The organism is Photobacterium sanctipauli (assembly GCF_003026495.1).
GTDB lineage: Bacteria > Pseudomonadota > Gammaproteobacteria > Enterobacterales > Vibrionaceae > Photobacterium > Photobacterium sanctipauli.
In genome coordinates this window covers 1-12088 of sequence record NZ_PYMA01000020.1, presented here as the reverse complement: position 1 = coordinate 12088, position 12088 = coordinate 1, and the positions used below count along the sequence as shown (strand labels likewise).

Annotated in this window: 8 protein-coding genes and 6 tRNA genes; 6 read left to right on the top strand and 8 right to left on the bottom strand. The window is 50.3% G+C overall.

Features of this window, described 5'->3' with window-relative positions:
* Positions 1 to 375 precede the first annotated feature (375 nt).
* From C9I98_RS22465 to C9I98_RS22445, 5 genes are all read right to left on the bottom strand, one after another.
* Positions 376 to 452: transfer RNA gene (locus C9I98_RS22465), tRNA-Pro, on the bottom strand.
* A gap of 41 nt (positions 453 to 493) precedes the next feature.
* Positions 494 to 569, bottom strand: a tRNA-His gene (locus C9I98_RS22460).
* A 9-nt stretch (positions 570 to 578) separates the two neighbouring features.
* Positions 579 to 655 (bottom strand) — tRNA-Pro (locus C9I98_RS22455).
* Between the two features lie 61 nt (positions 656 to 716).
* Positions 717 to 792: transfer RNA gene (locus tag C9I98_RS22450), tRNA-His, on the bottom strand.
* Positions 793 to 824: 32 nt separating this feature from the next.
* Positions 825 to 901 (bottom strand) — tRNA-Arg (locus tag C9I98_RS22445).
* Between the two features lie 304 nt (positions 902 to 1205).
* Between C9I98_RS22445 and C9I98_RS22440 the strand changes: the two genes are divergently transcribed.
* On the top strand, positions 1206 to 1616 hold the full coding sequence (locus C9I98_RS22440; protein ID WP_036824996.1) for a c-type cytochrome: 411 nt from the start codon (positions 1206 to 1208) through the stop codon (positions 1614 to 1616).
* Positions 1617 to 1719: 103 nt separating this feature from the next.
* Here C9I98_RS22440 and rep read toward each other — a convergent pair whose 3' ends face one another.
* Positions 1720 to 3735, bottom strand: coding sequence for a DNA helicase Rep (gene rep / locus C9I98_RS22435; protein WP_107272505.1), 2016 nt, complete (start codon positions 3733 to 3735; stop codon positions 1720 to 1722).
* A 184-nt stretch (positions 3736 to 3919) separates the two neighbouring features.
* Here rep and C9I98_RS22430 point away from each other — a divergent pair, with 184 nt between their 5' ends.
* The 4 genes from C9I98_RS22430 to ubiK all read left to right on the top strand — a co-directional run bounded on the left by C9I98_RS22430 (position 3920) and on the right by ubiK (position 9149).
* Entirely contained in the window at positions 3920 to 4492 is a 573-nt protein-coding gene (locus C9I98_RS22430) for a TetR/AcrR family transcriptional regulator (protein ID WP_051902051.1), read from the top strand.
* A gap of 22 nt (positions 4493 to 4514) precedes the next feature.
* On the top strand, positions 4515 to 5621 hold the full coding sequence (locus C9I98_RS22425; protein ID WP_036819565.1) for an efflux RND transporter periplasmic adaptor subunit: 1107 nt from the start codon (positions 4515 to 4517) through the stop codon (positions 5619 to 5621).
* Between the two features lie 12 nt (positions 5622 to 5633).
* A complete protein-coding gene (locus C9I98_RS22420; protein WP_107272504.1) occupies positions 5634 to 8753 on the top strand; it encodes a multidrug efflux RND transporter permease subunit in 3120 nt (1039 codons plus the stop codon).
* 132 nt (positions 8754 to 8885) lie between these two features.
* Positions 8886 to 9149 (top strand): ubiquinone biosynthesis accessory factor UbiK, encoded by a 264-nt coding sequence (gene ubiK / locus C9I98_RS22415; protein WP_036817254.1) that lies wholly within the window; start codon positions 8886 to 8888, stop codon positions 9147 to 9149.
* 117 nt (positions 9150 to 9266) lie between these two features.
* Here ubiK and ilvC read toward each other — a convergent pair whose 3' ends face one another.
* A complete protein-coding gene (ilvC, locus tag C9I98_RS22410; protein WP_036817259.1) occupies positions 9267 to 10751 on the bottom strand; it encodes a ketol-acid reductoisomerase in 1485 nt (494 codons plus the stop codon).
* 132 nt (positions 10752 to 10883) lie between these two features.
* Here ilvC and ilvY point away from each other — a divergent pair, with 132 nt between their 5' ends.
* Positions 10884 to 11753, top strand: coding sequence for an HTH-type transcriptional activator IlvY (gene ilvY / locus C9I98_RS22405; RefSeq protein WP_036817257.1), 870 nt, complete (start codon positions 10884 to 10886; stop codon positions 11751 to 11753).
* Between the two features lie 229 nt (positions 11754 to 11982).
* Here ilvY and C9I98_RS22400 read toward each other — a convergent pair.
* Positions 11983 to 12059, bottom strand: a tRNA-Asp gene (locus C9I98_RS22400).
* Positions 12060 to 12088: the final 29 nt, after the last annotated feature.

Genomic DNA, 12088 nt, shown 5'->3' with positions numbered 1-12088 from the left:
AATTATGCAAAACAGCCAAACCCAGACTTAACATCAGTGAAACAAACAGCTGAATATATCTCACATATCAATAATTAAGTCTGAAAATAAACCATTATCCATATGGTTATCTGTAACAGTGTGTTTTTGACAGCAGATCACACTTTCAAGAAAGAAAAACTAAGGCGCAGATACCAAAGTGGGACTTTATACGGTTTTCTGTAATTATTTGAAGAGCATAGAATGAAAAAAGCCCCAGTCTCTCGACTGGGGCTTTATATGGTGGTCGGTGAAGAGGATTCGACGCGGCTGGGCTTCCAGACCCCGAGCCGAATGCGCTTTCCTTAAAACTCAAATGTAGAAAAGCCCCGTCATTTCTGACGAGGCTTTCAATGGTGGTCGGTGAAGAGGGATTCGAACCCCCGACCCTCTGGTCCCAAACCAGATGCGCTACCAAACTGCGCTATTCACCGACAATGTTTAGGCTAATGCCAAGGTCAAAGGACCTAAATAATGGGGTGGCTAACGGGATTTGAACCCGCGACAACCGGAATCACAATCCGGGACTCTACCAACTGAGCTATAGCCACCAATGTTAGTGGTCGGTGAAGAGGGATTCGAACCCCCGACCCTCTGGTCCCAAACCAGATGCGCTACCAAACTGCGCTATTCACCGACTTAATTCTTTTGAGGTCTTTCACCCCTGATACTGACAGTATAATCAATACCATTTAATATGGGGTGGCTAACGGGATTTGAACCCGCGACAACCGGAATCACAATCCGGGACTCTACCAACTGAGCTATAGCCACCAATGTTTCTTGCCAATACTTGTTACCCGGAATGGCGCGCCCGAAAGGATTCGAACCTTCGACCTTTGGCTCCGGAGGCCAACGCTCTATCCAGCTGAGCTACGGGCGCCTTGCCCTATCGGCGGAGGTGAATATTACGGATCAGGCCCCCTCTCGTAAAGTGTTTTTTTTAATTTTTTTCTCGTTCGCTGCAAATATAGGCAAATCACTATTGATTCGTATCATACAAAATCAGTTACCTAGTTTATCCAGACAAGATAAGCAGATATAATCACTTTGTTTTTACAAATTAAACATTCTGTCAATAACCACACCCTTGTTTCAACAGTTCGATTAACAACAAGCATGCAGCAGACTGTGACGGGGAAATATGGCAATCGCACATAATTATCTGGAAGTGTAAGGTGAGCTCAATGGAATTATCTCTTCGACAACTAATGGTCGCCGCTGTAACAGCAATGACGCTGGCAGGCACCGCCGTTGCTGCCGACATGTCGGACGAAGCTATCGCAGAACGAATCAAGCCAGTGGGCTCTGTCTACCTAGAAGGTGATGCACCAGCAGGTCCAGCTGTGGCAGCAGGCCCACGTAGCGGTGATACCGTCTACGGCACCTTCTGTGCAGCCTGTCATGGTACCGGGGTGATGGGCGCGCCGAAAAAAGGCGATGCCGCCGATTGGGATGCCCGTTTAGCCAAAGGTAACGATGTTCTGGCCGACCATGCAATCAACGGCTTCAACGCTATGCCTGCGAAGGGCTCGTGCATGGATTGTAGCGACGACGAAATCATCGCGGCTATCAACCATATGATTGAAGGCCTATAACAACAATCACAAACAACCGCTACAGGCATTAAAAATTAAAAAAAGGGTTGGCGCCAATACGCCAACCCTTTTTCTTTATTCCAGCTACCCCCTTCTTCGGGTGCTACTTCTTAAACATCGCCCTGATATTGGCAATATGTGCTTGGCCCTTTTGCATTCGCTGCTGTTGGGTCATCGGTTTCTTGTCCGTTTCCCATTCCAGATCATCCTGCGGAAGCTCATAGAGGAAGCGGCTCGGCTCAGGTTTGATAAGCTCACCAAATTGGCGGCGCTCTTTGCACAAGGTAAAAGTAAGCTCTTTTTGCGCCCGGGTGATCCCCACGTAGGCCAAGCGGCGCTCTTCATCGACATTGTCTTCATCAACGCTGGTTTGGTGAGGAAGGATCCCTTCTTCTGTGCCCACCAAGTATACATAAGGAAACTCCAAGCCCTTCGAGGCGTGCAATGTCATCAATTGCACCTGATCAGCATCGTCATCGTCCTCGCCTCGCTCCATCATGTCACGCAGGGTCAGGCGCTGCACCACTTCTTTAAGGGTCTTTACTTCCTGATCGTAATTGTCCCCTTCCAAGTCGGCCGTGATCCAGCTATAGAGATCGGACACGTTCTTCATCCGCATTTCAGCCGCCTTTGGGCTGGCGGAGGTTTCGTACAGCCAATCTTCGTAGTTGATGTCGCGCACCAGCTGGCGGACTGCCGCAACGGTATCTCCCCGTTCGGCATTATCAGCCAACTCCACCACCCAGCGGGTGAAGCGCTGCAAAGACTCAAGGCCACGCCCGGATAAATGCTGCTCCAGGCCCATTTCAAAACTGGCGGCAAACAAACTCTTGCCGCGCATATTGGCGTAGGTACCCAGCTTTTCCAGTGTCACCGGCCCAATTTCTCGTCGCGGCGTATTCACGATGCGCAAAAATGCATTATCGTCATCCTGGTTGGTCAACAGGCGAAGGTACGCCATGATGTCCTTGATCTCAGCGCGGGAGAAAAACGACGTGCCGCCAGAAATCTTATACGGGATACGGTTTTGCATCAGCGCCCGCTCAAACAGACGTGACTGGTGGTTACCACGATAAAGGATCGCATAATCCTTGTAGTTGGTGTTATTCAAAAAGCGATGGGCAATCAGCTCCCCCACCACCTTCTCGGCCTCGTGGTCTTCGTTCTTGGCGGTTATTACCTTCAGCAACTCGCCATCCGGAATTTCGGAAAACAGGGTCTTTTCGAAAATATGCGGGTTGTTGGCAATCAAAATGTTTGCCGTGCGCAAAATTCGGCTGGTCGAGCGGTAATTTTGCTCTAGCTTGATCACCCTTAGGCTCGGAAAATCCTGGCTGAGCAAATTGAGGTTTTCCGGCTGGGCGCCACGCCATGAATAAATCGACTGATCATCATCGCCAACCACGGTGAAGCGAGAGCGCTCGCCCACCAGCAGCTTAACAAAGATATACTGGCTGGTGTTGGTGTCCTGATACTCATCCACCAGCAGATAGCGGATACGGTTCTGCCAACGCTGGCGGACTTCCTGGTTGTCACGCAACAGCAATACCGGCATCAAGATCAGATCATCGAAATCCAGCGCGTTGTATGCCTTCATCTGACGCTGGTACATTTCATAGCAGTGGGCAAAGAGTTGATCGCGTTCGCCCTGTGCTTGGGCCTTTGCGGCCGCAGGCGACAGCATGTCATTCTTCCAATTGGAAATCGACGATAGCAACAGCTTGAGCAAGTCTTTATCGCCATCCAGCTCGGCCTCTGTCAGCTCCTTGAGCAAAGCCATCTGATCTTGGTCATCAAACAAGGAAAAACTTTGCTTGAGCCCCAGTGCCTTGTACTCACGGCGAATAATATTCAGCCCCAAGGTATGGAAGGTCGAGACCATCAACCCCTTCGCCTCATCCCGTCCCAACGTCTGGCCAACCCGTTCCTTCATTTCACGGGCCGCCTTATTCGTAAAGGTCAAGGCGGCAATGTTACGTGCCTTGTAGTCGCAATGCTGAACCAAGTAGGCAATTTTGTTGGTGATCACGCGGGTCTTGCCGGAGCCGGCTCCCGCCAATACCAAGCAAGGGCCTGCGACATACTTAACCGCTTCGTTTTGTCTTGGATTCAGTTTCATTGCATATCCTGTGTGAGTCTTCGGGCTGGCATGCGCATTTTAGCGGGTTCTTGGCCATTGTCTATTCGACCATCCATTTGCCTCGTCAATCATGACGAATCAAAAAAACACTTGCACAAATATGTGGGCACCATAAAATCATGAATGAACATTCATTCATCATATTTTTTTACAATTCCTTTTTATGAGTGACAAGAAAAAACGCATCTTGAAGGCAACAGAAAAGCTCTTGGCTATGTACGGTTTCCATGGCATTTCAATGCAAATGGTCGCCAAAGAGGCGGGGGTTGCTGCCGGTACTATCTATCGCTATTTCGAGGACAAAGATGATCTACTCCAGCAATTACATGATCATATTTTGTCCTATGTGGCGAACAAAATTAGTCAAAACGTGTCTGATGAGATGCCGTTAGAGCAACGCTTTCGCATTATTTGGCTCAATATCTGGAACATGACCACCCAGGAAGATGCCCCCATCATCAACCGCGGTCAGTTCGAGACCCTGCCACGCCGCGAAAGCCATGAACAACGATTACTCGAAAAGAAAATGTTCGCCAAAGTCGACCGTTTATTCAATGAAGGCAAAGCATGCGGCCTATTCAAACCATTGGATAACGAGATTTTGGGTGTTTTAAGCCTTGAGTCCTGCGCTTGCTTGGCTCGCAAACATGTTAATGGCGTTTTCAAGGTCAACGATGCTGCGCTGGACGCAGCCATCAGCGCCTCTTGGGATGCCATTATTCAACATAAACATTAGCACTACCGGAGCACACCCAACGATGAAAAAATGGATTGTGATGCTAGTTCTCGCCCTGTTGCTTTTTGGGAGCGTGATTGGTTTCAACCTCTTCAAACAAAAGAAAATCGCTGAGTTCATGGCTAACATGCCGGAACCCGAGTTTCCTGTCACGGTTACCGAGGCTCAACCTGCCAACTGGGTACCGGCTATCGAAGCCATCGGCTTTATCGAGCCAAACCAAGGCGTGACTATCACCACTGAAGTGTCCGGGATGATCCAAAGCCTGGATTTCGAATCAGGCTCAACCGTCAAGGCAGAACAGCAACTGCTGACGCTCGACTCTGATGTGGAACTTGCCAACCTGAAAAGTGCCGAAGCGCGTCTGCCAGCTGCCAAGGCTAAATACGAGCGCTACCGCGGCCTATTTAGTAAGGGGTCAATTTCAAAAGAAGCGTTCGACGAGTCTGAGGCCTCTTACTTCTCGTTGGTGGCCGATATCGAGAGCCTGAAAGCAACCATCGACCGCCGCACCATCAAGGCACCGTTCGATGGCGTGGTTGGCCTTCGTAACGTATTCCTGGGCCAATACATCCAGCCAGGCACTGATGTGGTACGCCTGGAAGACACCACCTTGATGAAGCTGCGCTTTACAGTGCCGCAAACGGATATTTCTGATATCCACCTCGGCCAGGATGTAGAGATCTTCGTTGATGCCTACCCTGAGATCCCGTTTAGCGGCGAAATCAGCGCAATTGAGCCGGCGGTCAACTACCAGAGTGGCCTCGTTCAGGTACAAGCTGATATCCCGAACAACAGCGGCCAGCTACGTAGTGGCATGTTTGCCCGTGCCCATATCATTCTGCCGAAGATGGAAAACCAAATCATCCTGCCGCAGACCGCCATCACCTTTACGCTTTACGGCGACAATGTTTATGTTGCTAGCGAAGACGAGAACGGTGATCTACGCGTGAAACAGTCTGTCGTGAAAGTCGGCGAACGCAAAGGCCAATACGCCCATATTATTGAAGGTGTAAAAGCAGGTGAGACCATTGTCACCTCGGGTCAGGTTCGCTTGAGCAACCACGCAAAAGTTCGCGTCGTTGAAAGTGATTCGCTGGAAGCCCCAGCAGAAACACCAATGCTGTGATCCGGAGGGGACATGCGCTTTACCGATGTTTTTATTAAACGTCCTGTCCTGGCGATATCAATCAGCTTCCTGATTGCATTGCTTGGCCTGCAAGCGATTTTCAAAATGCAGGTCAGGGAATACCCGGACATGACCAACACCGTCGTCACGGTTACCACCAGTTACTATGGTGCCAGTGCCGACCTCATCCAGGGCTTTATCACCCAGCCGCTTGAGCAGGCGATTGCCCAGGCGGATAACATTGACTTCATGACTTCATCATCCGTGCTGGGTTCGTCAACCATCACGGTGACCATGAAACTGAACACGGATCCGAATGCTGCACTGGCCGATATCCTGGCCAAGACCAACTCGGTTCGTTCCCAGTTACCAAAAGAGTCGGAAGACCCTACCGTAACCATGTCGACCGGCTCGACGACCGCGGTAATGTATATCGGCTTTACCAGTGACGAGTTGGCCTCGAGCCAAATCACCGATTACCTAGAACGTGTGATTAACCCGCAGCTGTTCACGGTAAACGGGGTCTCGAAAGTCGATTTGTACGGCGGCATGAAGTACGCCCTGCGTGTTTGGTTAGATCCTGCCAAAATGGCCGCTTACGACCTGACTGCGCAAGATGTGATGAACGTCCTCAATGCCAACAACTACCAGTCGGCAACCGGCCAGGCTGTTGGTGAGTTTGTGCTTTATAACGGCACCGCCGACACCCAGGTTAGCAATACCGATGAGCTTGAGAAGCTGGTCGTCTCCACCGAGAAAGGCCAAGTGATCCGCCTGGGCGACATAGCCAAGGTCACACTCGAAAAGAGCCATGATATTTACCGCGCCTCGGCCAACGGCCAAGAAGCCGTGGTGGCAGCGATCAATGCGGCACCGAGCGCCAACCCGATCAACATTGCTGCCAATGTCTACGAGCTACTCCCTGAGCTTGCTCGCAACATGCCAAGCAACATCAACATGAATGTCATGTATGACTCGACGATCGCGATTAATGAATCGATCAACGAAGTTATCAAGACCATCGTCGAAGCTGCACTGATCGTATTGGTGGTGATCACCCTGTTCCTCGGATCGCTGCGTGCGGTAATGATCCCGATCATTACCATCCCGCTGTCGCTGATTGGTGTCGCCTTGGTGATGCAGGCGTTTGGTTTCTCATGGAACCTGATGACCCTGTTGGCCATGGTACTGGCCATCGGTATGGTGGTAGATGATGCTATCGTTGTACTGGAAAACGTCGACCGCCATATCAAAGAAGGGGAGTCGCCTTTCCGCGCCGCCATTATCGGTACTCGCGAGATTGCGGTACCGGTTATTGCCATGACCCTGACGTTGGGGGCAGTATATGCGCCAATCGCGATGATGGGGGGGATCACTGGCTCGCTGTTCAAGGAATTTGCACTGACGCTGGCAGGCTCTGTTTTCGTGTCGGGTATCGTAGCCTTGACCCTGTCGCCAATGATGTGTTCGAAGATGCTCAAGGCCAACGAAACGCCAAGCAAGTTCGAGTCAACTGTGCACTATTACCTCGATAAAATGACACTTCGCTACGAGAAGATGCTGACCGGGGTAATGAAAATGCGCTCGGTGGTCGTGGTGTTTGGCATCATCGTCTTCTGTAGCTTGCCGATGCTGTTCAAGTTCATCCCGAGTGAACTGGCGCCAGCAGAGGACAAAGGGGTACTGATGATGATGGGTACCGCCCCATCTAATGGCAACCTCGACTTTATTGACAATACCATGGCCAAGGTTAACCAAACGCTGTCCGAGCAGCCGGAAGTCGCCTATGCCCAAGTGTTTTCTGGCGTACCCAACTCAAACCAGGCCTTCGGCATTGCATCGATGGTGCCTTGGAGCGAGCGTGAGGCCAGCCAAGCAGAAGTGGTAGATCGCGTTACCAAGTTGGTTAAGGATGTACCTGAGATGGCAGTGACCGCCTTCCAGATGCCAGAACTACCGGGTGCAGGTTCGGGCCTGCCTATCCAGTTTGTTGTTACAACGCCGAACAGCTTCGAAAGCCTGTTCCAGGTTAGTAGCGACATTCTGCAGAAGGTGAAGAACAACGCCATGTTCGTCTACTCTGATCTGGACTTGAACTACGATTCAGCCACGATGAAAATCAAGATCGACAAGGACAAGGCGGGTGCCTACGGCGTGACCATGCAAGATATCGGTACAACCCTAAGCACCATGATGTCTGACGGCTATGTTAACCGTATCGACCTTAACGGCCGCTCTTACGAGGTGATCCCCCAGGTTGAGCGTAAGTACCGCCTGAACCCAGAATCCCTCAAGGGTTACTATGTGCGCGCCGCGGATGGCAATAACATTCCTCTGGGTAGCCTGGTTACTATCGAAGTGGTTGCCGAGCCTCGTGCCCTGCCGCACTTCAACCAGCTGAACTCAGCAACGGTTGGTGCTGTACCCGCGCCAGGCGTCGCAATGGGTGATGCTATCAGCTGGTTCCAGAGCGAGGCCGCGGGCAACTTGCCAGCCGGTTACCAGTATGACTTCATGGGCGAGGCTCGCCAGTTCGTGACCGAAGGTAACGCGCTTTACACCACGTTTGCCTTGGCATTGGCAATCATCTTCCTGGTACTGGCGATTCAGTTCGAATCACTGCGTGATCCGCTGGTCATTCTGGTTTCCGTCCCATTGGCTGTTTGTGGTGCGTTAATCGCACTGGCCTGGGGTGCAGCCTCGATGAACATCTACTCGCAGATTGGTCTGGTCACCCTGATAGGCCTTATCACCAAGCACGGTATCCTGATTTGTGAAGTAGCCAAAGAAGAGCAGCTGCACAACAAGAAAGATCGCATGGCAGCCGTCATGGAAGCGGCAAAGGTTCGTCTGCGTCCAATCCTGATGACCACTGCATCGATGATTGCAGGCCTGATCCCGCTGATTTATGCCTCGGGGGCAGGTGCCGCGCAGCGCTTCAGTATCGGTATTGTTATCGTTGCTGGCCTTGCCATCGGTACCATCTTTACCTTGTTCGTACTGCCGGTGATCTACACCTACCTCGCGAGCATCCATAAGCCACTTCCGGTTTTCTTGGAAGATAAAGATCTGGAAAAACTAAAACGCGCCGATGAAGCACGCAATGCTTTGAAAGAGGCTAAAGAGTGCTAACTCTTCGCAATGTATCAAGAGGCCGCTTATTGCGGCCTCTTTTATTTTGCGCCATCATCGACGACAATCGTTAAATATTTGAATAAAATAACGACAACAGATTTAACAGTCCCTGACGGAGTTAACCAAGTTATGTTTGATCCAAAAAAACTTGAGCAAGTTGCCAAGCAAATCCACGACTCAATGCCACAGCCGGTGAAAGAGCTAGGCAACGATGTAGAGCAGAAAGTGCGCCAAGTGATCCAAGCACAGCTTGGCAAACTGGACGTAGTAAGCCGTGAAGAATTCGATGTGCAAACGCAAGTGCTGCTGCGCACGCGCCAGAAACTAACGGCACTAGAACAGAAAATGGAAGCGCTAGAGGGCAAGCTCGCTAGCGAAGACAAAGGCGAATAATCGATTACATCAACACCTCAAAATGGATGTTGATGTAATGGTGCATGCAGAAAAAAGCCCGAATGCTCAGCATTCGGGCTTTTCGTTTATGCGGTACGAATCGGTTTTCGCAACAGATTAACCACCAACAGCGATACGCTTCATGTCGGTCATGTAGCCACGAAGCTCTTGGCCGATAGACTCTACAGGGTGGTTACGGATAGTTTCGTTCACTTCAATTAGCTTCTGGTTATCAGCAAAGTTAGACGCTTCGCCTAGACCCTTACCAATCACGTCAGTTGCAACGTTTGGCATAAACTTGTCACGAAGAAGCGGTGTCGCAACATTCGCAAATAGGTAGTTACCGTACTCTGCAGTATCAGAAATCACCACATTCATCTCATATAGGCGCTTACGAGCAACAGTGTTAGCAATCAGTGGCAGCTCGTGTAGTGATTCGTAGTATGCAGACTCTTCAATAATACCTGATGCCGTCATCGCTTCGAAGGCTAGCTCAACACCAGCACGCACCATAGCAACCATCAAGATACCGTTATCGAAGTACTCCTGCTCTGAAATTTCGATATCAGACTCAGGGTAGTTCTCGAACGCCGTTTCAGCGGTTTCACCACGCCAGCCCAGTAGGTCAGCATCGTCATTCGCCCAGTCAGCCATCATGGTGCTAGAGAAGTGGCCAGTGATGATATCGTCCATATGCTTGTTATATAGTGGACGCATTAGATCTTTTAGCTCTTCAGACAGCTCGAATGCCTTGATCTTCGCTGGATTCGATAGGCGATCCATCATGTGGGTCACACCACCAAACTTCAGTGCCTCAGTGATTGTTTCCCAACCGTACTGCAGCAACTTACCTGCGTAAGCCGGCTCAACACCATCAGCAATCATCTTCTCGTAACAAACGATAGAGCCTGCCTGCAACATACCACATAGGATAGTTTGCTCACCCATTAGATCAGACTTAACTTCAGCCACAAACGAAGACTCAAGTACGCCAGCTCGGTGGCCACCTGTTGCAGCAGCCCACGCCTTAGCAATCTCAAGGCCGTCACCCTGCGGATCGTTTTCAGGGTGAACAGCGATTAGCGTTGGAACACCAAAGCCACGCTTGTATTCTTCACGTACCTCGGTACCTGGACACTTAGGTGCCACCATCACTACGGTTAGGTCTGGGCGGATTTGCATGCCTTCTTCAACAATGTTGAAGCCGTGTGAGTAACCCAGTGCCGCACCTTCTTTCATTAGCGGCATTACTGTTGCAACTACATTCGAGTGCTGCTTATCCGGCGTTAGGTTAACAACCAGATCAGCCTGTGGGATAAGTTGTTCATAGCTACCTACCTCAAAGCCGTTCTCTTTCGCGTTCTTGAAAGATTGGCGCTGTTCATCAATCGCAGCTTGGCGTAGGGCATAGGCAACGTTTAGACCCGAATCGCGCATGTTCAGGCCTTGGTTCAGACCTTGTGCACCACAACCGACGATAACAACTTTCTTGCCTTTCAGGTAATCGGCTTCGCTAGCAAACTCTGAGCGATCCATGAAACGGCAGCGTCCTAGCTGATCTAACTGCTGACGTAGGTTTAGGGTATTAAAGTAATTAGCCATAACAACAAACTCCGTGAATTCTTTTCCTTGGGCCGACATTGACTTGTCGAATAAACTGATAGTAAAGCACGCCAATGGTTGCGCAAAGTGATATATTCACAATAACTCATTGCAAAAAATGCAACATAACAAATGAATATAAAAAACCTACAGCTTTTTCTGCACCTGTGCGATTCCAAGAGCTTCAGCCAAACCGCGCAAGCAATGCATATCAGCCCCTCGGCACTGAGCCGTATCATCCAGCGACTTGAAGAAGATCTCGATCAAACATTGTTTGTTAGGGATAACCGAAGCGTTGAGTTAACCTCTGCAGGCAAAACCTTGTTGCCTACCGCTGCACTAATTTGCTCTAGCTGGCAAGAAGTCAAGGCTGAACTTTCAAACCAACATGCCAAGCTCCAGGGTAAACTCAAGCTCTTTTGCTCTGTGACCGCCAGTTACAGCCACCTACCCAACATTCTTAACCGCTTCCGCCAACTCTACCCGCACATCGAGATCCAGCTCATCACCGGCGATCCGGCCCAAGCCATTGAGAAAGTGATGCAAGATGAAGTCGATATCGCCATCGCCGCCAAGCCTGACGCGCTACCAAGCAAACTGACCTATATCGATTTAGACCAAGTTTCAATGTCAGTGATTGCTCCCCTGCTACCGCCAGCAAGCTTACAGAAGCACCTGACAGAGCAACCCGATTGGGGGGCCTTGCCTTATATTTTGCCTGAGTCTGGTACAGCACGGGAAAAAGCCAACCGATGGCTAAAAAGCAAAAAGCTCGACCCTAATATCTATGCTCAAGTCGGCGGCCATGAAGCCATTGTCAGTATGGTGGCGCTTGGTTGTGGTATTGGTATTGCCCCAGACGTGGTAATCGATAACAGTCCGATGGGCAACAAGATAAAGCGCTTAGAAAAAGAGAAAGTGGAACCAATGAACCTCGGCCTGTGCTGCAAACAGAGCCGCCAGCAAGAGCCACTATTGAACGCTTTATTAGAGCTGTTTTAGATCCGTAAAAATAGGCTGTGTATGTCGATGAGAATGCTTACCTCAAACCGGCGGACATACTTCCGATATAGAAAAGCCGCTATTTCCAGCGAGGCTTCTGAATAAGTGCGTAACATTTGGGACGGGTAGAGTGCAAAAGCTTCAGGCTTTCGTCAGAGACGCCAAGTCTGAAGTTTCTGAATACCAAACGTAAAAAAGCCCAAGTCATAAGACTTGGGCTTAGTATAAGTGGCGGAGCGGACGGGACTCGAACCCGCGACCCCCGGCGTGACAGGCCGGTATTCTAACCAACTGAACTACCGCTCCACTCAAACCACCGCATGGTTATTGCGGTG